24 protein-coding genes and 2 pseudogenes are annotated in these 23,793 nt (G+C 59.9%); 10 read left to right on the top strand and 16 right to left on the bottom strand.

The genetic code is table 11. The features are described 5' to 3' along the window. Positions 1-116: 116 nt before the first annotated feature. From ACVWYI_RS10985 to rpoH, 3 genes and pseudogenes are all read right to left on the bottom strand, one after another. The gene (locus ACVWYI_RS10985; RefSeq protein ID WP_456661975.1) at positions 117-1,382 is read right to left on the bottom strand and encodes an efflux RND transporter periplasmic adaptor subunit; all 1,266 of its coding nucleotides are present in this window, start codon (positions 1,380-1,382) and stop codon (positions 117-119) included. Beyond that, positions 1,379-4,559: pseudogene (locus ACVWYI_RS10980) on the bottom strand (efflux RND transporter permease subunit). Before ACVWYI_RS10980 ends, ACVWYI_RS10985 begins: the two are co-directional and overlap by 4 nt. Positions 4,560-4,788: 229 nt before the next feature. Continuing rightward, positions 4,789-5,694 carry an RNA polymerase sigma factor RpoH gene (gene rpoH, locus ACVWYI_RS10975; protein ID WP_456661974.1) on the bottom strand — a complete coding sequence of 302 codons (906 nt, stop codon included), beginning with the start codon at positions 5,692-5,694 and terminating at the stop codon, positions 4,789-4,791. Between the two features lie 361 nt (positions 5,695-6,055). Between rpoH and ACVWYI_RS10970 the strand changes: the two genes are divergently transcribed. Then, positions 6,056-6,373, top strand: coding sequence for a DUF305 domain-containing protein (locus ACVWYI_RS10970; protein WP_456661973.1), 318 nt, complete (start codon positions 6,056-6,058; stop codon positions 6,371-6,373). 59 nt (positions 6,374-6,432) lie between these two features. Further along, positions 6,433-7,110, top strand: coding sequence for a helix-turn-helix transcriptional regulator (locus ACVWYI_RS10965; protein WP_247821126.1), 678 nt, complete (start codon positions 6,433-6,435; stop codon positions 7,108-7,110). A gap of 116 nt (positions 7,111-7,226) precedes the next feature. On the opposite strand, the gene ACVWYI_RS10960 is transcribed toward ACVWYI_RS10965, so the two are convergent. Both ACVWYI_RS10960 and ACVWYI_RS10955 read right to left on the bottom strand, forming a co-directional pair. Beyond that, a complete protein-coding gene (locus tag ACVWYI_RS10960) occupies positions 7,227-7,634 on the bottom strand; it encodes a thioesterase family protein (RefSeq protein WP_247376741.1) in 408 nt (135 codons plus the stop codon). A gap of 39 nt (positions 7,635-7,673) precedes the next feature. Continuing rightward, on the bottom strand, positions 7,674-7,820 hold the full coding sequence (locus tag ACVWYI_RS10955) for a hypothetical protein (RefSeq protein WP_456661972.1): 147 nt from the start codon (positions 7,818-7,820) through the stop codon (positions 7,674-7,676). Between the two features lie 201 nt (positions 7,821-8,021). Between ACVWYI_RS10955 and ACVWYI_RS10950 the strand changes: the two genes are divergently transcribed. Together ACVWYI_RS10950 and ACVWYI_RS10945 are read left to right on the top strand one after the other, a co-directional pair. Further along, positions 8,022-9,011 carry an AEC family transporter gene (locus ACVWYI_RS10950; RefSeq protein ID WP_456661971.1) on the top strand — a complete coding sequence of 330 codons (990 nt, stop codon included), beginning with the start codon at positions 8,022-8,024 and terminating at the stop codon, positions 9,009-9,011. Further along, the gene (locus ACVWYI_RS10945; protein ID WP_456661970.1) at positions 8,947-9,960 is read left to right on the top strand and encodes a malonate decarboxylase subunit epsilon; all 1,014 of its coding nucleotides are present in this window, start codon (positions 8,947-8,949) and stop codon (positions 9,958-9,960) included. The genes ACVWYI_RS10950 and ACVWYI_RS10945 overlap by 65 nt, the downstream gene beginning before the upstream one ends. Positions 9,961-10,089: 129 nt before the next feature. Here ACVWYI_RS10945 and ACVWYI_RS10940 read toward each other — a convergent pair whose 3' ends face one another. From ACVWYI_RS10940 to ACVWYI_RS10915, 6 genes and pseudogenes are all read right to left on the bottom strand, one after another. Continuing rightward, positions 10,090-10,248, bottom strand: coding sequence for a hypothetical protein (locus ACVWYI_RS10940; RefSeq protein WP_456661969.1), 159 nt, complete (start codon positions 10,246-10,248; stop codon positions 10,090-10,092). Between the two features lie 22 nt (positions 10,249-10,270). Next, a complete protein-coding gene (locus ACVWYI_RS10935) occupies positions 10,271-11,617 on the bottom strand; it encodes a KUP/HAK/KT family potassium transporter (RefSeq protein ID WP_456661968.1) in 1,347 nt (448 codons plus the stop codon). Continuing rightward, positions 11,506-12,153, bottom strand: coding sequence for a KUP/HAK/KT family potassium transporter (locus tag ACVWYI_RS10930; RefSeq protein ID WP_456661967.1), 648 nt, complete (start codon positions 12,151-12,153; stop codon positions 11,506-11,508). The genes ACVWYI_RS10935 and ACVWYI_RS10930 overlap by 112 nt, the downstream gene beginning before the upstream one ends. A gap of 126 nt (positions 12,154-12,279) precedes the next feature. Then, positions 12,280-12,357 (bottom strand): annotated as a pseudogene (pqqA, locus tag ACVWYI_RS10925) (pyrroloquinoline quinone precursor peptide PqqA); the annotation flags it as partial. A gap of 421 nt (positions 12,358-12,778) precedes the next feature. After that, positions 12,779-13,171 carry a response regulator transcription factor gene (locus tag ACVWYI_RS10920; protein WP_456661966.1) on the bottom strand — a complete coding sequence of 131 codons (393 nt, stop codon included), beginning with the start codon at positions 13,169-13,171 and terminating at the stop codon, positions 12,779-12,781. 126 nt (positions 13,172-13,297) lie between these two features. After that, entirely contained in the window at positions 13,298-13,966 is a 669-nt protein-coding gene (locus tag ACVWYI_RS10915; protein WP_456661965.1) for a response regulator transcription factor, read from the bottom strand. A 397-nt stretch (positions 13,967-14,363) separates the two neighbouring features. Between ACVWYI_RS10915 and ACVWYI_RS10910 the strand changes: the two genes are divergently transcribed. Further along, positions 14,364-16,511 (top strand): PAS domain S-box protein, encoded by a 2,148-nt coding sequence (locus tag ACVWYI_RS10910; RefSeq protein ID WP_456661964.1) that lies wholly within the window; start codon positions 14,364-14,366, stop codon positions 16,509-16,511. A 32-nt stretch (positions 16,512-16,543) separates the two neighbouring features. Here the strand turns inward: ACVWYI_RS10910 and ACVWYI_RS10905 are convergent, their stop codons facing one another. Together ACVWYI_RS10905 and ACVWYI_RS10900 are read right to left on the bottom strand one after the other, a co-directional pair. Beyond that, positions 16,544-16,717 (bottom strand): helix-turn-helix domain-containing protein, encoded by a 174-nt coding sequence (locus ACVWYI_RS10905; protein ID WP_456661963.1) that lies wholly within the window; start codon positions 16,715-16,717, stop codon positions 16,544-16,546. Between the two features lie 334 nt (positions 16,718-17,051). Beyond that, positions 17,052-18,422 carry a sensor histidine kinase gene (locus ACVWYI_RS10900; protein ID WP_456661962.1) on the bottom strand — a complete coding sequence of 457 codons (1,371 nt, stop codon included), beginning with the start codon at positions 18,420-18,422 and terminating at the stop codon, positions 17,052-17,054. A 721-nt stretch (positions 18,423-19,143) separates the two neighbouring features. Between ACVWYI_RS10900 and ACVWYI_RS10895 the strand changes: the two genes are divergently transcribed. From ACVWYI_RS10895 to ACVWYI_RS10885, 3 genes are all read left to right on the top strand, one after another. Beyond that, positions 19,144-19,548 (top strand): cupin domain-containing protein, encoded by a 405-nt coding sequence (locus tag ACVWYI_RS10895; protein WP_456661961.1) that lies wholly within the window; start codon positions 19,144-19,146, stop codon positions 19,546-19,548. Between the two features lie 9 nt (positions 19,549-19,557). Then, positions 19,558-19,917 carry a DUF202 domain-containing protein gene (locus ACVWYI_RS10890; RefSeq protein ID WP_456661960.1) on the top strand — a complete coding sequence of 120 codons (360 nt, stop codon included), beginning with the start codon at positions 19,558-19,560 and terminating at the stop codon, positions 19,915-19,917. A 134-nt stretch (positions 19,918-20,051) separates the two neighbouring features. Next, on the top strand, positions 20,052-20,492 hold the full coding sequence (locus ACVWYI_RS10885) for a molybdopterin-dependent oxidoreductase (protein ID WP_456661959.1): 441 nt from the start codon (positions 20,052-20,054) through the stop codon (positions 20,490-20,492). A 1,144-nt stretch (positions 20,493-21,636) separates the two neighbouring features. Here ACVWYI_RS10885 and ACVWYI_RS10880 read toward each other — a convergent pair. The 3 genes from ACVWYI_RS10880 to ACVWYI_RS10870 form a co-directional block, all read right to left on the bottom strand. Continuing rightward, the gene (locus ACVWYI_RS10880; protein WP_456661958.1) at positions 21,637-21,885 is read right to left on the bottom strand and encodes a hypothetical protein; all 249 of its coding nucleotides are present in this window, start codon (positions 21,883-21,885) and stop codon (positions 21,637-21,639) included. Between the two features lie 350 nt (positions 21,886-22,235). Beyond that, positions 22,236-22,445: a hypothetical protein gene (locus ACVWYI_RS10875; protein ID WP_456661957.1), complete on the bottom strand. Its 210-nt coding sequence runs from the start codon at positions 22,443-22,445 to the stop codon at positions 22,236-22,238. Between the two features lie 157 nt (positions 22,446-22,602). Further along, the gene (locus ACVWYI_RS10870) at positions 22,603-22,824 is read right to left on the bottom strand and encodes a hypothetical protein (protein WP_456661956.1); all 222 of its coding nucleotides are present in this window, start codon (positions 22,822-22,824) and stop codon (positions 22,603-22,605) included. 290 nt (positions 22,825-23,114) lie between these two features. Here ACVWYI_RS10870 and ACVWYI_RS10865 point away from each other — a divergent pair, with 290 nt between their 5' ends. Both ACVWYI_RS10865 and ACVWYI_RS10860 read left to right on the top strand, forming a co-directional pair. Beyond that, a complete protein-coding gene (locus ACVWYI_RS10865) occupies positions 23,115-23,303 on the top strand; it encodes a hypothetical protein (protein WP_247446032.1) in 189 nt (62 codons plus the stop codon). 96 nt (positions 23,304-23,399) lie between these two features. Continuing rightward, positions 23,400-23,777, top strand: a complete 378-nt coding sequence (locus ACVWYI_RS10860) for a hypothetical protein (RefSeq protein ID WP_456661955.1) — start codon at positions 23,400-23,402, stop codon at positions 23,775-23,777. Positions 23,778-23,793 lie beyond the last annotated feature (16 nt).

Here is a 23,793-nt window from a genome sequence, read left to right as displayed (position 1 = left end):
TCTCACCAGATCGCCTGGCGGTCACCGTCGACAATTCGCGGAAACATGCTCGCGGAGTATCAGGCTGCGATCCAGCACGCCATGCTGTCGATCGTCGCCTCGTCGGGGTTTGGCAGTCAGCTCGTCTGCGACCCGTGAGCAGAAACTCGGCTACCCTCCGTCAGGCTCAGCATCGGGTTGAGGATCACCTGATCGCCCGGCTTGACGCCATCGTGCACCTCGACCCGCGTGCCGAAATCGCGTGCGATCGAGATCTTCTGCATGTGAACGACCCCATTTTCCACGACCGCAACATGCAGGCCGTTCTCGTCGAAGACAACGGCGTCGGCCGGCACGATCAACGACGGCGTCTTGCGCGGAATGGACAGCTCGACAGTACAATAGATGCCCGGCTGAAGCGCGCCCTCCGGATTGGGGACGTCGATCTCCGTCAGCAACGTTCGGCTCCCGGGCTGAAGCGCGGTGGCAATCCGCGTAACCTTTCCCGGAAACGCCTGCTCAGGCAGTTCCGGGACCCGGATGACCGCATCGACACCCGGCTGAACTCCGACCGCCTCGTCCTGCGGCACAAACACCTGCGTGCGGATGACATTCGCATACATCAACGTGAACATGAATGTCGAACCGGCCTGCACGAGGCTGCCATTGTCGATGTTGCGCTGGGTGATCACGCCGTCGAACGGAGCCACTACGCGCTGATAGGCCTTGTCCTGCTCCAGAACCTTGATCTGAGCTTGCTGAGCAGCGATGTTCGACTTCGCCACGGCTTCGGCCGCCTGCTGTGCGCGCAGGGTCAGACGGTCATTATCGCCCTGCTGGGCGGTCAGCCATCCCTGCTTGACGAGACCGCTGTCGCGCGCGTTGGTGACCTCGGCGAGTTCACGGCTCGCCTGCGTCTGCTGAAGAGTTCCCTGGGTCTGCGCCAGGGTAGCCTGGGCCTGCGCGATCTGGTGGTCCAACTCGGGCGCTACGATCTCGGCCAGCAACGCTCCCGCCTTGACGCGATCGCCGATATCGACGTAGCGCTTTTCGATGTAACCGTTGGTCCTGGCAAATATGTTGGCAGCTTCGAAGGCTGCCGTTGTCGCCGGCAAGGTGACGATTATCTTGCGGTCACCGGCGCGGACGGTCGCGACGCGGACCTCCGGCACAAGCATACGCGCTTGTTCGGACGTCGCGGCCAGCGCGCGCTCGGCCTGATAGTGGCGCCAGCCACCCACAGCGAGCCCTCCAGCAAGCAAGAGCAGCGCCGCTGACCCAAACACGGCCGCTCTGAATCGCCGCTTGAGCCGGCCTTCGGCCCGCAGCAGAGGCCTATCCGCATCGTCCGGAAGATCGAGGTCGTGGAGCGGGCGATCGGGACTCACATCGATCTCAGTCATGCCTGCGTTTCCTCGAACACGCCATGCTGCGGCTTTCCGTCATTGCCCTTGCGCAGCATGGCAAACAGATAGGGGACGATGAGCAGGGTCGTCGGCGTTGCAAACAGCAGTCCGCCTATTACGGCGCGAGCGAGTGCCGCGTTCTGCTCCTCGCCGGCACCGCCGATCGCCATTGAGATCATACCGACGATCATCGCGGCAGCCGTCATCAGCACTGGCCGGATGCGGGTGCGGCCGGCGCTCAATGCAGCCTCAAAGGCGGAATGGCCCTTCAACTGCTGCTCGCGCGCAAACGTCACCAGCAGGATTGAGTTCGCCGATGCGACACCCACGGACATGATTGCCCCCATCAGCGATGGGACATTGAGCGTGGTCCCGGTGATGAACAGCATGGTCACGATGCCGCACAGCGTCGCGGGCAACGCCAGGATAACGACGAAAGGCTCACCAAAGCCTTGGTAGTTCACGACCATCAGCAGATAGACGAGCACTGCCGCGAATACGAGGCCGATGCCGAGGTCCCGGAATGAGTCGTTCATGCTCTGGATCTGGCCCAGAACCTGGATGGAATTGCCGGGCTTGAGTTGCGTTTGAAGATCGGCGGTGACCTTGCCGAGATCGGCTGCGACGCTGCCGAGATCGCGACCCTGCACGCTGGCATAGACCTCGTAAACCGGCTGGACGTTGCTCTGATTGGCGTTGGTCGGCACTGTATCGCGCTTGAAGGTTGCGATGTTTCCGAGCATGCCCGGCACCGTCTGACCACTCGCAGCGAGTGACGTGGACACGGGCGTATTGGCCAGCGCATTCAGCGAATCGATCTTGTATTCCGGCGTCTGCACGGCGAGATAGTAGGGGATGCCGGAGCTCAGATCGGTCCAGAAATTCGGCGAGACCTGTACCGACGAGCTGAGGCTGACATTGATGTTGGTCGCAACAGTGCTGGCGTTCAGGCCGAGTTGGGCGGCACGGGTCCTGTCGATATCCGCATAGAACGCCGGACCGTCGATCTCCTGCTGGAGATGGGCATCCACGACGCCAGGAATGGCGGCCAGCCGCTTCTGCAGCTTCTTGGCAATGGCCAGATTGTCGGCTCCATAGCCGACGGTTCGCACGTCGATCTGCGCCGGCAGTCCGAAATTCAGGATCTGCGTGACGATGTCGGCGGCCTGGAAATAGAAAGTGTCCTCGGGGAACGACGCCGGCAGGACCTGACGCAGCTTCTTGATATACTCCGCTGTCGGCTTGTGGCCGTCCCGGAGAGAGACCAGGACGACACCGTCATTGATGCCGATCGTCGAGCCGTCGGCGAAGGCCAAATTATACGCCCGCGCGGGCAGCCCGATATTGTCTACGACGAGCGAGCGATCCTTCTCGGGAATGACTTCGCGGATCTTGTCCTCGACCTTCTGAAATATGGCTTCGGTGCTCTCGATCCGGGTACCCGCCGGCGCGCGGACATGGAGCTGGATCTGGCCTCCGTCGATCAACGGGAAGAAGTCCCTTCCCACGAGGCTCAGCATCACCGCGCCCAGGCTGAGCATCAGGATCGCGACAATCGGCACGACGGCGCGGCGTCGAAGCAGTACCCCGAGAAGCCGGGAATAGCTCTCACGCAACCGCTCGAAGCTGCGATCGAAGGCGCCGGACAGGCGCGAGAACAGCCCGCCTGGGACCTCGCCGTGGACATGCCGGCGCTCGCCCTTCAGCAGCAGCCCAATCGTGATCGGTGTCAGCGTTCGCGACAATCCGTAGGAGGCAAGCATCGCAAATACGACGGCGAGTCCCAGCGGCGTAAACAGGTATTTGGCTGGCCCCTCCAGGAACACCACCGACGTGAACACGCAGCTGATGGCAAGGGTGCACCAGTGTGGGGTACCGCGATCTCGGCCGCTCCATGCAAGGTCGCGTCCGCGAGCGACATCCCCTCCTCTGTCCACAGCCGATGAGTGTTCTCGATCGTGACGGTCGAATCGTCGACCAGGATGCCGACCGCCAGGGCAAGGCCGCCCAGCGTCATCGTGTTCAGCGTTTCCCCGAGAAAGTAGAGCACGACAAGTGACGACAGGATCGCCAGCGGGATCGAAATCATCACCACCAAGGTCGAGCGCCACGAGCCCAGGAACAGGAGAATCATCATGGCGGTCAACCCCGCCGCGATCGCCCCCTCCCGGAGCACGCCATTCACTGAATTCGTGACGAAGACCGACTGGTCGAATAGCTCGGTGATCTTGAGTCCGGGAGGTGCGGCAGCGCGAACAGCAGTCAGCGCCTTCTTCACGCCGTTGACGACTGCCAGGGTGGAGGCGTTACCGTTTTTGATGATGTTGAGAAGGACCGAGCGACGGCCGTCCTCGCGGACAATGTTCTGCTGCACCATCGAACCGTCGCGCACCTGGGCAACGTCCTTCAGCAGGATGGTGGCGCCGTTCGTGAACTTGACCGGAATCTTATTGAGATCGTCGATGGTCGCCGGCGTCGCGTTGGTGCGTACCGTGTACTGTATGTCTCCCATCTTCGCGGTGCCGGAGGGCAGCGTGAGATTCTGGGTGTTGACCGCGTTGACGATGTCCAGCGGCGTCAAACCTCGGGACAGGAGCTTGTCGGGATCGATGTCCACCATGATCTGGCGGTACTTTCCGCCGGCAGGCGTGGGCAAGGTGACACCGGGAACGGGCGCAAGCTGCTGCCGGACACGATAGATGCCGAAGTCATAGAGTTGCTGCTCATTGAGATTGTCCGAATTCAGGCTGAGCTGCAGCACGGGAACGCTCGACGCATTGAACTGCACGACGATCGGCGGCTGGATGCCCGGCGGCATCAACGACGAATGGAGTTGGTTGCGGAGACGATCTGCGCGATTGCCAGGTCGAGATTGACATCGGGCTGGAAATAGATCTTCTCTACCGATAGACCGTTGAGGGTCTGAGACTCCATGTTCTTGATGCCGTTGACGTTGGCGCTGATGGAATACTGGCTATAGGTACTGACGCGCTGCTCCATCTCCGGGGTGGATAGACCAGTGTACTGCCAGATGACCGTCACCACAGGGATACGGATCTCCGGGAAGATGTCCGTCGGCATCGACCACAGCGCTGCACCGCCCAGAAACAGGATCAGTGCCGCCACCACGTAGAAGGTGTGCGGGAACCGCAGTGCAAATCGAACAATTCCCATTCTAGATCCCTGCGCCGTTGCCGGTTCTGAAAAACGCGACGAGACACGAAGTCGCCAGGCAGCCCGCTGAACCAGGTTGGGATTTGAGCGTAGCAACATGAAATGACGAAGCTATCGCGCGACTTCACATTTTTGTCAGGTTTCGAGCAGCCGTGATCGGCTGCCGATCCCTATTCACTTCGAGATGAGCATGCGCGCACCAGAGCTCGGCACGCGATGTCCGTGCGCCTCACGCAGCCATTGCTTCGCTGCCTGCCCTGCTGGCCGCTAGTATCGTCGCGCGCTTGACCTTGGCGAACGCGCTTGCCTCGATCTGCCGCACCCGTTCGCTGGAGATCGATAGCTCGCAGCTGAGCTGCTCGAGCGTCAACGGTTGCTCCGCAAGCTGTCTCGCTTCGAACACGCGCCGCTCGCGCCCCGTCAAGACCTCCAGCGCAGCGCGCAGGGCCCTTGACCTGCGTGTCGCTTCGTCGTGCTCCACCACGATCTCCTCTGCGTCCGGAGATTCATCGACGAGCGTAGCTTCCCATTCCGCCGACCCATCGCCGTCACCAACCCGGGTATGCAGGGAAAGATCGCCACAGAGCCGGCTATCCATTTCAGTCACGTCGCGAACGGTCACCTCAAGCTTTTCCGCAATGACCTGCGCCATTTCGGGCGTCAGGGCTGCCGTCTCGCCCGCGAGCTTCCTTATTTCACCGCGCAGCCGGAAAAAGAGCTTCTTTTGCGCGGCCGTCGTGCCGATCTTGACCAGAGACCATGAGCGCAAGATGTATTCGTGGACAGTCGCTTTGATCCACCAGATCGCATAGCTCGAAAACCGCGCACCGTGTCCCGGTTCGAAACGGGAGGCGGCAATCACCAGCCCTAAATTGGCTTCCGCGATCAGGTCGGCGATCGGAAGACCATAGCCCTTGTAGCCTCGTGCCACCTTGGCAGCGAGACGGAGGTGGCTCGTGACCAACTCGTCAGTCGCGCTCTTGTCGCGCCGCTCCTGCCAACGCTGCGCGAGCTGCTGCTCTCGGCTGCGCTCGAGGAAATCGAAGCGCTTGATGGCTGCCGAATAGGCGAGAATGCCAGCTGTTTGCAGAACTGGCACTCCGGTGACATTGGCGGTGGCATTCTGAGCCTGCATTTCCTGCTCCTACGTTGAGTCCGGCACCTCGACTGTAGGAAGACCGCGGGTGAGCGGCCACTAAATTGGGCTTAAGAAATCTGAATTTGGGTTTAACCGGCCGGCGCGCGCTCGCTCGCTCGCCGAACCTTAAATCCAGTTTTAATTGAGCTGATCGATTCCCCTTGGCATCTTCAGGCGAAGCAACACGCACTGGTCCGCGTGACACCGATCACATTAGCTTGCCATGGAGTTCGATGTGCCCTTGTTTTCCCGCGGTTTCGTACGCAGACGCGCTATCTCGCTGGCAACCAGCCTATCGGTCATGGCGACATCCTTCGCCCTCGCGCAGGATCCAAAGCACGGTTCTGAGGCCCGTAGGGTGACGGATGCGGACGAGCAGCAGTTTCTGTTCGAAATCGATCTTGCGATGAGCAACATGAACCGCAGCATGCTGATGACGCCGACCGGCGACATCGACCGCGATTTCGTCAACGTGATGGTCCCTCACCACCAGGGCGCGGTCGACATGGCGCGTGCGGAGATCAAGTACGGGCGCAACGACGAACTTCGGCAGCTCGCAAGGCGAATGGTGAGCCAGCAGGAGGACGAAATCTCCTCCCTTCGTCACGCGCTGCCGGCCGCCGCCAGTTTGACGCCATCGACCGGCGCCCAGATCGCCTCGCACGCACCGAATTGATGGCATCTCGCCACATCATGAAGACCTGACAGCACTTCTCTATTCCGGAGCGACGCAAGATGTCCGTCCAGACCCACGATCCCCTTCGGCAGTTGTTCGCGCATTCCGCCCCAAGCGGGAACGAGGCGGCACGTTCAGCTTCCATTGCAAGTGGTCACCTGTCGACTCCGCCGTCGGTCCACGCTGAGATGGGGTCCGGAGATGAAGTCGTTCAGTCGCTGTTTGAGGCCCTAAAGGTCGCCACGCACAACAATGATCGTCAATGTATGGAGTCGCTTCGGCTCGCGATTGCGGTCAGGAAGTTTGGTCTACGGATTGCCGTTGAGGGGACCGATCGACCCTCCGTTCGCGGCCGCCACGTCCAAGGGCTGCAGAGATGGCGACTCAAACGGGTCATTGACTACATCGATGCCGACATGTCCTCGAAGATCAACTCGCGTGATCTGGCTGCGGTCGCAGGACTTAGCCGCATGCACTTCGCCTCTCAATTCCGCGTGGCCACAGGCCTTCGCCCGCACGAATTCCTGCTGCAGCGACGTATTCGGCGAGCCGCGGAGCTAATGCGGGACACCACGATGCCAATCATAGAGATCGCGCTCTCGGTCGGTTTCCAGACCCAAGCGCACTTTACCACCGTCTTCAAACAGTTCACGGGATGCACTCCCCGGAACTGGCGCGTCGGCAACCACATTCTCCCGCGATCCGAACTCGAGGAGGCCGCCGCAGAGCTTCTGTGACGGCAGTCCCCGATCTGCAGATATGAACCGGTCGACGGCAGCGAAAGCGGCGCCGTCGACTTCGACACTGCGCGCCCTGCGAGATGACCGCTTTGCTGCCCGGCAAGGGGCGTGCGTCAGCTCACGGCCTGGTGAACGCCGGCCCGCCTCTCGAACTCAGGGACATTCACGATCCCTCGGCGGTGGGTTCCGGCACCGATCTTTCTTAGATCATTCCACGCCTCGATCTCGAAGAGTACGCTCTTTGAGTCGATGCTTTTGACACGCGCAACGGCGCGTACTCGCCCGCCGATCGGCGTGGCCGCCAGATGCCGGATATCAACTGACATGCCGACACTGACGTAGCCCAGGGGCAGAGCGGCAGCGACCGCGACGCCAGCGGCCATTTCCATGTGCAGGATCATCATCGGGGTCGCATAGACCTGTGGCATACCCGGCACGAAATACCCGACCGTCATGTCGGGAGTGACCACAATCGAAACGGCAGCAGCCATGCCGATGGCGAGGTTTGTGCTCGGTTCCATCGTTTCAACTCCTCTGATCGCAATTCGCTAACTGGCGCTTCAGCTGTCGATCGATGGCGTTGCAATCGCGCGCGCCGCATCTTCGTGCTGGAACGGATCAGGGAACAGCGGATGAGGCGCGAAGAGCAACCCGATCAGCAGGCGCGAAACGCCGTCTTCGCTGCCGGCGGCCGGCAACGCCAGCATCACACACTCCCAAATGCCGCCGCGAACAGCCCAGATCGCGTTTTCAGCGGCCGGTGCCCTCGACGTCATTGCCCTCACGCAGATCCGTCGCAGCTGACCGCGGCTCGGCCGCGGCAGCTCTGACAGAAGCCGGTTTCGCTGGTTGCCTCCGCAAAGCATGCCAATCTCTGCGCCCCATCTGGAGATGAGGAAATCAGCACCATGGTCGACCACAGTGACTTCAGCGAGATTGGCCTCGAACGCACCAAACTCGGCGAGATCGGTTCGCGCATCCGCGCGATCGTCGTAGCGTATGATCCCACCGAGCCATTTCCCGAGGATCCAGACCGACGCCTTGTGCAGCTCATTTTGCATTGTGCTCTAATCCTGATGCGGGGACTCGTCCGTCACGTCGGCGCCGGTCCGCTCGATCCGGACCGGGATGCCCTTGGAAGACGGTGTGAAGCTGAGAGGATCGTGCGCATAGAGCGGCACCAGCGGATTGGTCTCGGGGTAGTAGGCCGCGCAGCAGCCGTTCGGGAACGAATATCCGACGACGCGGAAGTTGCGCACCCGCCGCTCTCTTCCATCCGTCGATACGGTCACCAGATCGACGCGATCGCCGTCCGCAAGCCCGCGCTTGTCCAGCTCGAACTGATTGAGGAACACGATGTCGCGCTGGCCATAGACACCTCGATGATGCTGCTCGCGCTGTCCGTTGGCAAAGGACAGAACGATGCCGAGACCTCGGCCACACGGGTGCGCCGGGCTCTGCGGCACGCGTTGACCAAGCCCGGCGTCCTTGCCCCCGCGCTGGGGATCCTGCTCTCGCTGTCCGGATTGAATCTCGGTGCCGTCGCGGGAGCCTCCCTCGATCTTATCGGACAGGCAGCGGGCGGCGTGGCGCTGTTCCTGACGGGCCTGATCTTGTCGGCCCAGTCGCTCCGCCTGGACCGGCAGGTCGTGGCCGCGATCGGGACGGCCAACGTGGTCCGGCCCCAGCTGGTCGCCGCGATCGTTCACGCCCTTCCGGTCCCCTCAGAGATTGCCAAGGTATCCATTCTGCTGGCGGCTGCGCCGTCGGGTTTCTTCGGCATCCTGTTCGGGGTGAACTATCCACCTGGGCTCCGCGGAAGTGGGCTCCATAGTGATCGCCAGCACGGTGTTCAGCATCTTAACGCTGGCGATAACCATCGGCATACCTTTCCCTAACGAGGTGCTGTCGATGACCCTTGCCATCTTATGCTCCGGACAGGGGCCGCAGCACTCCAATATGTTCGCCTTGACCGGCGACGCACCGGAAGCCGCGAACCTCTTTGCTCACGCAGCGACCCTGCTCGGCGGACGCGACCCACGCGAAATGGTTCAAACCGATAGCGAAGGCACTCTGCACCAGAACCGCGTCGGACAACTTCTCTGTACGTTGCAGGCGCTGGCTGCGACGGCGGCCCTACGTGATGCGTGGCCTCGCAGGCTGATTATTGCTGGTTACAGCGTGGGCGAAGTGGCGGCCTGGAGTGTCGCGGGCTTGATGGACGCCACGATGACCCTCGACCTTGTGGCGCGACGCGCCAACGCCATGGACGCGCCCAGCAGGCCTGGCGATGGCTTGCTGTTCGTCCGCGGCTTGTCTTACGGCGCTGTTGAAGATCTGTGCAATCGCCACGATGCAGCGATCGCCATCGTCAATCCCGGCGACGCCTACGTTCTCGGCGGCGCCGGTGTCGCGCTGGAGATCATTGCAGATGTCGCAAAACGGATGGGCGCCGTACGCGTCGTTCGGTTAGCGGTGCACGTGGCCTCTCACACCGCACGCCTTGCTGCGGCCTCGTCGGAGTTCCGCAAAGTTCTAGACCAAACTCCGACGACACTTTCGCCGAACCCGAATGTGCGTCTCTTTAGCGGAATCGATGGCTCTCCCGTTGTCAGCATCTCAGCCGGCTTGAACAAGTTGGCCAAACAGATCTCCCACACGGTCCAGTGGGCGCACTGCCTGGAAGGCTGCGTGGAAGCAGGAGCGAGCGCTTTCTTCGAACTCGGCCCTGGCCGGGCACTCAACGAAATGGCAGCCGGCGCTTATCCCGATATCTCGGCTCGCAGCCTGGACGACTTCAGAACTCTGCAAGGCGCGCGCGCGTGGCTCGCGCGCGTCGTCAACTGAACTAAGATAGGAGAAAGGAAGTGGGAATGCGTATCTTGAACATTGTCGGGAAGCAAGTGTTTCGAAACCGTCCGGCAGGCGGACAGGCATGCGGCAAATTGCAAGCCGATCCTCACACCGTCTCGACGGTCAAAGGCAGTGCGTGCGCTTGGCTACCCCGCCGCCCAGGTCGACCATGCCATTGATGAGATCAGTTTCGCCACCGTCATTTCCGTTCACCGCACGATCATCAAGCGCCAGCGGTGGGTCAGCGCTGGAAGCCGATTGGGGGTAAATGGCTGGGGTCACGCTGTGCCCAAGTAGCAAACGGTTAAATCGAAATCTGGCGTCCGATCTCAATGACCTGATCGCTCGGCAGACTAAAAAACTCGCTGACATGAGCGGCGTTGCGTTCCATCAAGGAAAACAGCCTTTCTTGCCAACCGGGCAGTCCCTTCCCGTCATCTCGTCGCACGACGGTCTCGTGACCGACATAGTAGGTCACATCACTGAGGTCGACCGCGCATCCATGCGATTTGCTCAACAACAGGACAGCAGGGATTTCCGGGCGCTCCATGAACCCGTAGCGCGCTTCTGCGCGCCAGAAATTCGGCGCCAGTTCCGAAACCGTAGTTCTCTCACTCCCTGCAAGCCATGGGACCGGCAAAATCTCGACCCGCAAGACAAAGACTTTCTCGTGCAGCACCCGGTTGTGCTTGACGTGCCAAACCAGCACGGGCGGTGTGTCGCGAGTCGTCCGGGTCAAAAACACGGCGGTACCCGGCACGCGTGGAATCTTGCGCGCTTCTATCCCCGCCATGAAGTCGGGGATCGGCACGAGGGACTCATGTACACGGGCGACGATGGCCGTTGCTCCGCGATGCCAAATCCACATTATGCCATAGACGGTGATTGCCAGAAGCAAAGGCACATATCCCCCCTCGGCCACCTTGGTGAGATTTGCCATGACGAACGCGCCGTCGATAAGCAGGAAGATTCCTGCAACTGTTCCGGCAGCGATCAGGCTCCATTGCCAAACCTCCCGCATCGCGATGAACAGCAGCGCTGAAGTCATCAACATCGTCAACGACACCGCGATGCCGTAGGCGGCCGCCAGGTTGTCGGACTTGCCAAATCCGACGGTCAGCCCGATCGTTACAATCATCAGGAGGAAGTTGACGACGCCGACATAAATCTGGCCGAAGCCCTCCGACGAGGTCTGTTTGATTCGGAGCTTCGGCAGCCAGCCGAGCTGGATTGCCTGCCTCGTCATCGAAAATGCGCCGGTGATGATGGATTGGCTGGCAATAATGGTGGCCAAGGTCGCGAGAACGATGAGTGGCAGCAGCAGGGGCTGTGGGCACAGGTGATAGAAAATGTTCCCGTCGGCCGGCACGCCTTCGAGGACGAGTGCCGCTTGTCCGGCGTAGTTCAAAGTCAAACTCGGAAACACGATTGCGAACCATGCGAGCCGGATCGGCCCGCGGCCGAAATGCCCCATATCGGCGTACAGGGCTTCGGCGCCTGTGACGCAAAGAAAGGCGCCGCCGAGCATCAGAAATCCTTTCATGCCGTTTGAGAACAGAAAGGTAAGTCCGTACCTCGGATCGAGAGCGGCAAGTATGGTGGGGTGCCGGACGATACCCAACGTCCTGTGAAAGCCATGGCGATGAACCATACGAACATCACCGGTCCAAAAGCTCGTCCTATCGTGGCGGTTCCCTGGGACTGGATGGCAAATAAAACAACTAAAATTGCGACCGTCGCCGAAACCACGTAGGGCTGGAAGGCTGGCGCTGCCATATTCAGCCCTTCCAGCGCGGAGAGAACGGAGATCGCTGGCGTAATGGCTCCGTCGCCGTATATCAAAGCCGCTCCAAACAGACCGACGGCGACGATCCACGCCCGCTGCTGCATCTTGACGCCCAGCAGCGACATCAGCGCCAGGATCCCACCTTCGCCGTCATTATCGACGCGCATCGCCAAGGACACATATTTTATCGTAGTGATGATGAAGAGCGTCCAGAGCACTAGCGAAAGCACGCCAAGAATGCTGCTCGCGTCAGGCACTTTTCCGACCGTGTCAAGGATAGTCTTGAAAGTGTAAAGCGGACTTGTGCCGATATCGCCGAATACGATTCCGAGCGCGGACAGACTTGAAATTGACAGACGGGATATCGGCGTCCGCTCTTCCGTCTTTTCAATTGACGTCATTCGGGACCTCGCTGCCCGCGGCGGCGATCGCTATTGTTGGAAATTTCGTATCCCCCGACTGACGTAGTGATCTTTCGGTCATTGCGCGCTTGTCGGCCTGACGGCGGCTGCAAGCGATTGCCGCTGTTTGCGCACAGCACACGCGTACATGTTGATTTCCATGCCGACCCGCACTTCGACAATCTTTGGTATCTTCCAGGACATGAAAGGACTCTCAAGCTGGTGGCTCGATTGCCGCGGCTACTTTTTATGTAGTGATGCGCTGCGGGCTTCCAACTAAATTAGAGTTTACTGTTGTTAAGGAGAGAGAGAGAGAGAGAGAGAGAGAGAAAAATGAGGTTATCAGACGCCACAGCACGGCGCAGTGTCGCAAGAGACGTTATCCGCCGGTCTGCTGACGGTCGCTCGAAGATCCTTCAATGCGTACTTATGGGCGGAGCTGTCGAGGATGGTGGTTGACGGCTGCTTCCCAGTGAGCATCACCGCCAACACGGCGCTGCCGTTGCCGTCATCGCCCGGGCGCCATTCTCTGCAGAACACGAGTTCGCCGTCCTGCCACAGGACCTGTAGACTCCTTTTGCCCTCAGCGCCTAGCGCGAGCCTCCAGCGGTGGCCAAGGGCCTGATCAAGTGTCGCTCGGGCCGTCCTGGCGCCTCATCAGAGCGCGCTCAACACATTCGCGCAATCGCGGCTCATCGAATGGCTTGCTCAAGAAATCGACGGCCCCTGCCCTCATCACTCGCTCTCGAATCCGAACCTCCGGGAACGCCGTAATGAAGATCATCGGCGTGCGATGGCCGTGAGCAATCAAGTACTCTTGCAACTCAACGCCGCTCATGCCGGGCATTTCCACATCCGCAATAAGGCACGATGTTTCGCGCAATCGAGGCGACAACAGGAATTCTCGTGCTGAAGCAAATGCATGCGCCGAGAATCCCAGTGATTCCAGCAACCGTGCAGTCGCGGTACGCACCGAAGCATCATCGTCAATGACCGAGATTATCGGGACTTCCTCCACGCGACTTTCCTTTTGTTCGAGGGCAAACGGCCAAGATCGCACCCCCGATATGTGGCGCCGCCTAACTTATGATACGACGGAATTTCCGGATGAGAACTATACTCGGGTATCGATAGGGACCGTATCTCAGTTTTGGAGATTGGCGGGTTTCACTCCGAGCGCTTCGGCCATTCTGACCAAATCCGCCACCGACCTGGCTACCATCTTCTTCATAATGTGGCTGCGATGTACTTTCACGGTGATTTCGCTGAGATTGATTTGGGCTGCGATTTGTTTGCTCATCAGGCCACTCGCGACGAGCGCCATGATTTCGCGCTCGCGAGGCGTAAGGGATGCGAAATGCGTCTTGAGGTCTGCGATCGCATGTTCCTGTTCGCGCCGCTTCCGGTCGCGCTGGATCGCAGCCGCGACAGCGTCAAGAAGATCCTGGTCACGAAACGGCTTGGTGAGGAAATCGACGGCGCCGGCTTTCATGGCCCGCACCGACATCGGAATATCGCCATGTCCCGTAATAAACACGATTGGAATCCGAACATTCGCGTCCATCAATCCTGCCTGGAAGTCGAGACCACTCAATCCGGGCAATCGAATGTCGAGTACCAGGCAGCCTGGAACATCCGGGCGCTCGCTCTGCAAGAACTCCTGTGCCGATGCAAATACTTCGACCCGCAATTGCACCGAGTAAAAAAGCAGCGCAAGCGCCTCGCGCATCGAGGCGTCGTCGTCGACGACCAAGACGGTCGGCTGGTCCGTGCTCCCGGCGGGCTTTGCTGAGGAACTGTGCTGCCTTATCATGCCGCCTCACACTGCAGACCGGCTGATCCTTTGAGGCAATTGCAGCCGCCAGGCCGGAGCGGGGCCGCCGCAACGCCGCCAAGAGGCCTACCGGCCGCGCGCCACCGCGCCGCTCCGGGTTTGGGTCCACCGGCCAGACCCGTGGCAGTTCTGCCGTACTGGACGCTATCCGATGCAGCCACGACCATCCGATATGATAAGCAACCAGTCCCAGGTTGGAGGCAAGTCACAAATACCTCAAGGGAGCGGCCTAATCTGACCGCAATATTCTAACGGAAACCGCAAGATAGGCAAATCCCGCCCGTTCCGGATTTTGCCGACAGTATAGGCTTCCTGCTCTTTCCGCCCCTCCCACGGGAGTTATGATCGAGCATTCTACCGGAACGGAGTGATGGGAATGACGCTCAGTGCAACCTATGAGGCAGTACGGTTCTTTCTAGGCCTCATCGCCCTGGCAGCGCTAACGGCGCTGTGCTTTTGGCTGAACCTCAGTCTCGTTTCAACCTCTTTCATATTCTTGATTGTGATTGTTCTGCTGTCTCTCTCGACTGGCTTCATTTCGCTGATTGCTTTGTCCTTCATCGCCGTTGCGTGCCTGAACTATTTTTTTGCCGCTCCCCTTTTTGATTTCCGTGTCGATTATCCAGAAGACATCATCACAGTGGCCGCGTTCTTGCTCACCGCATTGGTCATCACTGGCCTGACGGCAAAGACAAAGGCCAGCAGAGATGCGCTGACACATATTCTCGACGGGCTTCCGGCCCTGGTCTGGAACATGGCATCGGACGGCTCCGCCGATTTCTCCAATCAACGGTTCCGGGACTATACCGGCTTGTCTGCGGAGCAACTGCGCGGCCTCGGCTGGATGAATGCGTTGCATCCGGAAGATCGCGCGCGAGAAGCGTGGCGCGCCGGCCTGGCGGCTGGACAGCCGTTTGAGAGGGAAGGACGCCTTCGAAGCGCCACCGGGGACTATCGTTGGTTCACCCTTCGCATGATGCCGCTGCCAGACGAGCGAGGAACAATTTTGAAATGGAGCGGCACCGCCAGCGACGTCGAGGAACGAAAGCGGACACTGGAGGCGTTGCGCGACAGCGAGGAACGGTGGCGGGCAGTGTTCGAGCACAATCCCACTATGTATTTCATGCTGGATGCTGTCGGTACCGTGCTGTCCGTGAATCCGCATGGCGCCAGCCAATTGGGCTACTCGGCGGGCGAGCTGGTGGGCCGTTCGGCACTCGACGTGTTTTACGAAGCCGATCGGCCCGCAGTTCTGCGCAACACGGCCATTTGTCTTGAACAGCTCGGCCAGTCGACGAGCTGGGAGGCGCGCAAGCGGCGCAAAGACGGAACGATGATGTGGGTCCGCGAAACAGCGAGAGGCATGCTGGTCAGGCAGCAGCAGGTCCTCCTGATCGTCTGTGAGGACATTACCGATCGCAAGCGAGCCGAATATCTCACCCAACATGTCTTCGAGACGATACCTGACATGGGATCCATCGTCGGCCGGGATTACCGGTATCGGCGCGTCAATCCGGCACATGAGCGGTTTTGGAAAATATCAGTGGAGAAGATCATCGGGGGGCACGTCGGTGACGTCATAGGATGGGAGGCGTTTGAACGAGAAGCCAAATCATACCTGGATCGCTGTTTTACCGGCGAGGAGGTCCGCTTTGCAGAATGGATCGACAGTCCGGGAGGCCGCAGATATTGGGTCGCGACCTACTCACCGCTGCGGCTGGAAACGGAGCGTGTGGAGAGCGTGCTCGTGCTGGCCCGCGACCTCACAGATCACATGCTGGCTTCCGAAAGGTTGCGTGATGCCCAGGCCGAGCTCGCGCACGCAAACCGCGTCGCGACCATCGGTCAATTGACAGCGTCGATCGCGCATGAAGTCAACCAGCCCGTTGGGGCGCTGGTCACGAACGCGCATGCCGCGTTGCGCCTGCTCAGGGCTGAGCCTCCTGATCTGGAGCGCTCGTCACAGGCGCTAGACGACATCATCAAGGACGGGCGGCGGGTCAGCCAGGTGATCGAGCGGATCCGTGCATTGGTCAAGAAACAGCCAACGCGAACGGAAGTGCTGGATATCAACGAACTGATCAGGGAGACCATCGCCCTGACTCGTGGCGAGATCCTGAAGAACGGGGTTGCGATTGAAACAGACCTCGTGGACGATTTGCCGCCGATCCGCGGAGATCGGGTTCAGCTGCAGCAAGTCGTCATGAACCTAATGATGAATGCCGTCGAGGCAATGAGCAATGTCGACGAAGGAACGCGGGGATTGCGGATCAGCACTGGCAGAGACCAAGAGACCACCATCTTGCTCACGGTCAGAGACTCAGGTCCGATACTGAAATCGGAATCTCTCGACCGGTTCTTTGAGCCATTCCACTCTACCAAAACCACCGGCATGGGTATCGGACTGTCGATCTGTCGTTCAATCGTCGAGGCGCACGACGGACGAATTTGGGCAGCCGGGAACGAACCTCGAGGTGCCACGCTTCACATCGTCCTACCTGCGTTGCACGAAGACGCGTCTTGAAGCGCCCGGTCCGAGAGCCCTCGACCGCAGACCTATGTTCTCGACTGGCAACACGTCCTCCATGCTCGCGGCTTATCCCAGGTGCGCCGATACTCGGTCGGAGTCATCCCCGTCGTATGCCGAAACGCTGACGAGAACGCGCTCGTTTCGCTGAAACCGAGCGCTAGTCCAATCTCGGTCACCGACTGCGCCGGATTCGCCAACAATGCCTTGGCTCGTGGATACGCCGAACGATGTGGTAGCGGTGGGGTCGAATACCGAACGATTGTTTAAACGCACGGCAGAAGTAGTAGCGAGCTTAGACGGACAAGCGTCGCCAGCGTAGCGAGCGGCACGGGCTCGGCCAGATGTTTCTCGATATAGCTGGCGACGATGCGCTGCTGCCAAACGGCAAGGCCACCCCGCGCCGGTGGTTCGCGGCGTGAAACATGACCCTGGATTCGGAGTAGCTCATGGCCGACGATCACCCCGAGCGCTGTTGCGTACAGACGACGATTGTCAAGTAGAGGCCAGATGGAAGACGCCGACGGCGATGGCGCCCTACTTGCTCCAGGCTACCTGCGGACATGCGATCTCGACCACGCATCCGGTTCCCGGAACGACATTGAAACGGAAGCCGTGTAGTTTCACAATCGCGGTTACCAGGTTCAGGCCAAGGCCAAAGCCGGATGTGTGCCTCATTTTGTCCGACCGATAGAAACGTCTTAAGACGGCCTCACGCTCATGATCGCTTATGCCGCAACCAGTATCTTTAACGCGCACAATGTTTTCGCCGTTGCCGCGAAATAGCCCGATTTCCACTTGCCCGCCCGCCGGGGTAAATTTCACCGCGTTGTCGACGAGGTTGACGACCGCTTCGACCAGCAGGTCCCGGTCACCACGTACGCTTACTTCGTCCCGCGAGTGGATCAGAAGAGTGATCCCTTTGTCTTCCGCTATCGGCTCGTACATATCGGCGACTTCGCGCACGAGATCCGCCAGCGCAACTTTACCAAAGGCTGCAAATCGCTTGCCATTCTCGATTTCCGCAAGCCGCAAAATGGCGGTGATGATTGAGAGTGATTGGTCGATCCCCCCTATCGCCTTGTCTGCGATGTTCTGAAGCTGCTCCAGGCTCTTGGCGTTGGTGCGACCGCGCTCGAGCGTCAAACGCGCATGAGCAAGTGGCGTCCGCAGATCATGAGCTATGTCATTGCCGACGCCTGCCAGGGAATGAATGAGGGTTTCCATCTCATCGAGCATGCCGTTGACTATCGCTGCAAGCTTGGAGAAGGCATCATCGGCTCTCCCATGCGGGAGGCGCTCACGCAGGTCACCGGCAATGATGCGCTCGACACGCTTATTGATCTCCACGATACGACTCCGGGTGCGAACGCTCAACGCCACACCGACCGCAAGGCAAAGAAGCACAGCGGAAACCAGACCAAGCGCGAGCGCCCGACCTACGATGCGCGTGATCTCCTCTACGTCATCGGCATTTCGTCCAATCACCAGCACGTCGCCGTTCGGCACACTTCGCGCGATTAAGCGGACCGCCTGCTTCACTCGACCATTCTCGACTATCCGGTCGACCACGGCGCCTTGTATCGTCTCATCGATTTTAAGATCGGGTGGCAGGCTTTCTAGATTACCTGCGATACGGCGGCCGTTCGACTCGAACAATCCTGTGAGCCGAACGCGAGCGGGATCCAACTTCAGATCGACATTGATTGCGTCCAGCCTCTGCGCGGGCGGAAAGTCCACAAGCACGCCGAGTCGGGTGGCGATCACACGGTCGGATCGCACCGTCAAGTCGTCCTTCGTTTTCAAGTAGACAAACCCGAGCAGCGCAACGATGAAAGCCGCAAATATACCGGCCACCAGCAACGTGCACCGCAGCGTTGTTGAACGCGCGAACTCAGGTAGTTGCATATGATTATCTCGCCGAAAGATTACGCAAGCGCTGATTTTTTCCGCTTGCTTGGAACTTTGCGAGACTTCGATGGCATACGGTCGACGTCTGGTCGACGGACCCCAACCGAATGACCTTTGGGATGGAATGGTTGAGCGCCGAGAGTTTGCGAACAAGGCTTTCCATCTCTAGCTCGAGTCGGTTAGCTCGCTATGTCTTCAGCCTAGTGCGCCCGTGGCGAATTGCTCAATTGCCACCGAGCTTAGTTTGGCTACCCAATAGTTGGGGGCCTCGATACCTTGGTTTAGCTGTGCAACGCGGGCGCCAATCCGGGATCGGCGCAAATTCGGACCAAACACCGCAATCTCCGGTAAGCATTTTTATCTGAGGACGCGCATAGTCGATTTGTCGACGCCCGATCGATGTAGCTATTTGGAAGCTATGCTTCCTTCGTCAATCATCACGAAACCAGACCTCCTCCCTTGTTGGCTTAGACATCAGGCCGGTGGCTTCCGCCACCGGCCTACTTTTTGTCTCGGGTAGCAACTGTTGTCGTTAGCGAAGTGAGGTCACGTGGAACGCATGGAGTGGGCCTGAAAGCTACCGCGCGCTCGGTCATCCGAGACTCAGTTTCAAATGAGTTCTTAGACCCCAATTTGTTCTTAAACCCCAATTTAATGGTTCTCTGTCCGGCGCCGATCTAACTTCTTGGCATCCTCATCAACGGTAAGCTGGAAATAAATGAGTGCAGCTGCTGCCATCCATATCGTCAGCCCGGTGCAATTCGATGCCGGAACAACCCAGACGCCAGGCTCCGAACGCCGTGCGGCTATCGCACCCGCGCTGGGCATCGCGTCGGCTATCTGGGGCGGTTTGTTCGAGGTCGATCCGGGATCGCGGACGGGAATTCACCATCACGGACAGCAGGAGACGATCGCCTACGTCCTCTCCGGCATCTGCGAAGTTCGTTGGGGTGAAAGAGGGGAATTCTCGGCACGCGCGAAGGCCGGCGATTTCATTCATGTTCCGGCTTTCTTGCCGCATATGGAAATCAACCCTTCGAAGCTGGAACCGTTTCGATGGGTAGTCGTGCGCAGCACAGCGACGCCCATTGTTGTCAACCTGCCGGACGATACCTGGCCGTAAGAGATTTCGATGATCGCTAACTACACAAATCATGCGGCGAACGAGCGTACTTTCCTTGCCTGGATGGCAGTGGCCGCATTTGGTTTGTTTATGGTCAAGCTGAACGTCCTCGAAGCGGTGAGCACTGAAAGCCATGTTCCTGCTGACGACAGCACTTTGGTCGCGGCCGCGGCCCGCTCTGCCGGACTGGTCACGGTGCTGAATGGAATAGCCATTATGGCACGAAGCGGCGCCGCCTTTGAGCGTACGCGACGCGCGATCGATCGCGACGCGGTGGTCCACATCCCGCAGTCCCGCGTAGTGCCGCCCCTCTCGGTGACGCTTGCAGTCACCGTGGTCATTTTCTGCATCTATCTCACAATGCAGTGAGATTCGCGGCACACAAAGCCAATCAGAATCACGATGGTAGCCCTCTATGGACGTAAGAATCGACAATTGCTCCGCCACAGCTTCGGCGTGCGTTTGGCCTGATCATTCGGCAAAAGGACCCGAACAATCTCGAAATGCCATTCGATCAGCTCGACGACTTCATCCCACCAGCCGAGCTGTTCTACATACGCAGTCATTTCTCCACCCCGCAACTGGATCGGGTCGCCTACCGGCCGGTGATAAGCGGCGCAGTGCGTAGGGAACTAAGGCCGAGCTACGCCGATATCCGCGCGATGCCTTCACGCACGTGCGTCGCCACGTTGGAGTGCGCGGGCAACGGCCGCGTATTTCTGGTACCACCGGTACCAGGCGCGCAATGGCAACTTGGCGCGGTCGGCAATGCTGAATGGACGGGTGTTTCGCTTTCGCTGCTGCTGGAAATCGCCGGACTTGCTGATGATGTGTGCAACATTATTTTGGAAGGCGCCGATCGCGGCGAATGTGGTTCGTCACATCTTGTACCTCTTCAGACAGCAGCTCCTCCAGGAGGCATTCCCGGCGATCACAGATTTTGATTGGATCGGCGTAGCCTGAATCTAGGCTTTGCGAGCGCTCCAGCCGCTATAGTGACAACGAATTGACAATCACTGCATCAAGAGCCTGCGATGCCACAAAATTCTAAACTCAGGATCCATCCGCGGATCACGTGCGCCATTGACGCCAGGCCGCCTGGCGCAATCAAGCTCGACTCTCGAAAGTGAATTGGACTTGCCGGCCCACGGCTTACGTTTCACCTCGACGATCGAACGTCGGAGATTTGAATGCGTATACACTGTCTGTGCGGCGGCCGCGCTCCTGCTGAGCAGTGGCGCCTGTCCGGCGCAAGTCTCGACCATGGGCACGACGGCCATGGCGATACCGATAGCACCCGGCGCTGTTGTGTCGTCTCCACTGGCCGGACCGAGCCGTTTACGAGCCTTTTCTCGGCCACAACCGTTCCAGGTGCGCCAGCAATCACTCTGGCTTCACCTCCGCTGGCGCAAGACCCGACACTTCCAGGAACGAGCCTGAGTTGCGCGCCGACCGAGGTGGAGCTTTCGCCTTCCGTGGAGAGCATCACCTCCACAACCACCAGTGCCGGCCGCGCCGACGAGTACAAGCCTGTCGCAGACCTTGCCGACGGCCATGCCCTTGACCATCGTGGGCACGGTCACCGGCAGCACGACAGGCACGATCGCACCGGCGCCGTGCTCGGCAGCTCGACACCGGGAAGCTCATGCACGTCGGCACCTGGAAACACGCTGGCCAATGCTGCGGCCTTGCCGGCCTCCACGCCCGATGTCCCGCAGGGCCCTCCACCCGGAACCATTCAGTCGCCGGCGGTCGACGCCGACACGCTCAACACCAGCATCAGCCCCGCGCCGAGCGTGATGCCGACTCCGAACACGGCTGCATGTAGCGAAAGCATTTTCGATGGACCTCGCCAATCCGGCAGCGGCGGAGTTCAACACGAGTGGCAGTGCTGCCGCCATGCAGGTCGCGTCGCCGCCTACGGGATGTTAAGGAGACTGTTCTCGCTCGAACGAACGTTTTGGGACAGCTCGCTCAGCCGTCTTCCTGCTGATCATCGACGCGCCCGCCGACCCGGGCAGGCCTTCAGGTTCGCTAGTGCGGCCCTGAACGCATGCCGGGTCGATCGCGCATCGAGCGACAAGCTCCTCAGCATATCTGCGGATTGTCGCCATGGTCGCAGATGCCGCCCGGCTGCTCCGAGGGCGTCGTGGAATAGGCGCCGACGGGGGGTCCGGACATCCAGGGATGGCGGTCGAATTCATCGGCGAAGGGCAAGATGCTCCCAGGATGGGCGTGCTCCACGGCGTGCCGTTTATGCATGGGGTTCTCATATGCACTCGCAGCCGTCGTCAACATCGTGGTGGCGATCAGTGCCGCCGACAAGATCTTCAACATTGTCATCAACCTTCTCCATTCAAACACAAGGAGCATTTACTCTGTGAATGAGGTGCGGATTGATGCGGGAGATCCGAATGCAAGACTTGTTCACAGCCCGTCAATCCGCTGTGACCCGCTTAGGATACTATCTGATCCGCAGCCGCGTGCTCGCGAGCCCAAATTGGAGACGGCTATTCACCAAGCCGCGCCGCTGATCGGCCTCTCCTCGAGCTCGGAGCACCCGGGGCCGACCGCATCGATTAGCTCGTCTGCGGCCCGCGAACAGAGACCCGGTTTCCTGCGACCAGGTTCAGCATCGGGTTGAGGATCACCTGATCGCCCGGCTTGACTCCCTGGTGCACCTCGACCTACGTGCCAAAATCACGCGCAATCGAGAGCTTGTGCATGTGAACCACACCGTTCTCCACGACTGCGACATGCAGGCCATTCTCATCGAACACGGCGGCGTCCGCAGGTATCACCATTGACGGCGACTTGCGTGGAATGAATAGCTCAACAGTGCAATAGATACCCGGCTGAAACGCACCATCCGGATTGGGCACGTCGATCTCGGTCACGACTGCCGGGCTGCAACGCGGTGGCGATCCGCGTGACCTTTCCTGGAACGCTCGCCCGGGAATCTCCGGGACCCGGACGACTGCATCGATACCGGCTGAACACCCAACGCCTCGTCCTGGGGCACGAATACCTGTGCGCGGATGACATCCGCATGCATCAGCGTGAACATGTCGAACCGGCCTGCACCAGGCTGCCGTTATCGATGTTGCGCTGGGTTGTCACGCCGTCGAATGGAGCCACCACGCGCTGGTAGGCCTTGTCCTGCTCCAGAACCTTGATCTGAGTTTGCTGGACCGCGATGTTCAACTTCGCCACTGCCTCCGCCGCCTGCTGCGCGCGCAGTGTCAGGAGGTCATTGTCGCCCTGCTGGGCGGTCAACCATCCCTGCTTGACCAGCCGCTGTCGCGCGCACTGGTGACCTCTGCGAGCTTGCGGCTCGCCTGTGTCTGCTGCAGGCTTCCCCGGCTCTGCGCCAACGTGGCCTGGGCTTTGTAAGGGACAGAAAACGCCGGGATCGTGGGAATGTCGGATAGACCCAGAACGGACTGCAATCCGATTGACAAGTCGCCGTAACCAAACATGACGTGACCTCAAGGTCCACCCCCAACTTTCCTGAATTGCTATCAGTTGCAAAGCCAATCTGAGTTCCAATTCGGGAAAGCCCCGTTTTGCCAGGTCAGCAACCTGGTGGCGATGCAGGCGATACGCCCGGCGTTGCCGCGGAGGCTGGTGCCATCGTTCCCGGCGTTGCCAGATTCATCGTCGTGCTCTCGGCGCAAGCCGACGTATTCGGCGTCGGCACTACGATCATCGTCGGATCGATGCTGGTGCCGGCAAGCTCCGCGACCGTGGATTGAATCGTGCCAAGCGGGGGGCTGCTCGGCACTTCGGGGGTCGAGAGCGGCAAAGCCGCACCATTGGTCGGCGGACCTCCCGGCGTCGAGCTGCATACGGTGGTCGATGAGCTGCCGAGCGGGGACACCGGCGAAATGGTCCCGGTCGTGCTGCCGGTGATTGACGTTGGAATGGTCCCCAACGGGTTCGCGGGCATTTCTGCGGTTGCGTTACCAGTTGTGGACGTGGAAGAGGTAGGCGGTACTGTCGATATGGTCGATGGCGTGGAAACTGATGGCGTCGTTCCGGTTGTGCTGCCAATTGCCAACATGGAAGTAACTGGCACCGACGGAGTTCCAGGCGCGATTTGCCCTATTGGTGTGGAGCAGATGACGACGGTTCCCGGCGTTGCAGGATCAGAAGCCAGAGGCACCGGCGCCAGCGTCGTGTCAGGAGCGCCCGGCTCGGTCGTCGCCGAAAACGGGCTCGGGCCATAGAGCGGGGACGTCACGA

This window comes from Bradyrhizobium sp. LB13.1 (assembly GCF_054056815.1).
This window is presented reverse-complemented; position numbering and strand designations above follow the sequence as displayed.

Excerpts from the sequence above, each read along its gene's own strand:
- ACVWYI_RS10985 (WP_456661975.1), bottom strand. The coding sequence starts at position 1,382 with ATGACTGAGATCGATGTGAGTCCCGATCGCCCGCTCCACGACCTCGAT.
- rpoH (WP_456661974.1), bottom strand. The coding sequence starts at position 5,694 with ATGCAGGCTCAGAATGCCACCGCCAATGTCACCGGAGTGCCAGTTCTG.
- ACVWYI_RS10965 (WP_247821126.1), top strand. The coding sequence starts at position 6,433 with ATGTCCGTCCAGACCCACGATCCCCTTCGGCAGTTGTTCGCGCATTCC.
- ACVWYI_RS10960 (WP_247376741.1), bottom strand. The coding sequence starts at position 7,634 with ATGGAACCGAGCACAAACCTCGCCATCGGCATGGCTGCTGCCGTTTCG.
- ACVWYI_RS10955 (WP_456661972.1), bottom strand. The coding sequence starts at position 7,820 with ATGCTGGCGTTGCCGGCCGCCGGCAGCGAAGACGGCGTTTCGCGCCTG.
- ACVWYI_RS10950 (WP_456661971.1), top strand. The coding sequence starts at position 8,022 with ATGGTCGACCACAGTGACTTCAGCGAGATTGGCCTCGAACGCACCAAA.
- ACVWYI_RS10935 (WP_456661968.1), bottom strand. The coding sequence starts at position 11,617 with ATGGTTCATCGCCATGGCTTTCACAGGACGTTGGGTATCGTCCGGCAC.
- ACVWYI_RS10930 (WP_456661967.1), bottom strand. The coding sequence starts at position 12,153 with ATGACGTCAATTGAAAAGACGGAAGAGCGGACGCCGATATCCCGTCTG.
- ACVWYI_RS10915 (WP_456661965.1), bottom strand. The coding sequence starts at position 13,966 with ATGATAAGGCAGCACAGTTCCTCAGCAAAGCCCGCCGGGAGCACGGAC.
- ACVWYI_RS10910 (WP_456661964.1), top strand. The coding sequence starts at position 14,364 with ATGACGCTCAGTGCAACCTATGAGGCAGTACGGTTCTTTCTAGGCCTC.
- ACVWYI_RS10900 (WP_456661962.1), bottom strand. The coding sequence starts at position 18,422 with ATGCAACTACCTGAGTTCGCGCGTTCAACAACGCTGCGGTGCACGTTG.
- ACVWYI_RS10895 (WP_456661961.1), top strand. The coding sequence starts at position 19,144 with ATGAGTGCAGCTGCTGCCATCCATATCGTCAGCCCGGTGCAATTCGAT.
- ACVWYI_RS10890 (WP_456661960.1), top strand. The coding sequence starts at position 19,558 with ATGATCGCTAACTACACAAATCATGCGGCGAACGAGCGTACTTTCCTT.
- ACVWYI_RS10885 (WP_456661959.1), top strand. The coding sequence starts at position 20,052 with ATGCCATTCGATCAGCTCGACGACTTCATCCCACCAGCCGAGCTGTTC.
- ACVWYI_RS10880 (WP_456661958.1), bottom strand. The coding sequence starts at position 21,885 with ATGTTGAAGATCTTGTCGGCGGCACTGATCGCCACCACGATGTTGACG.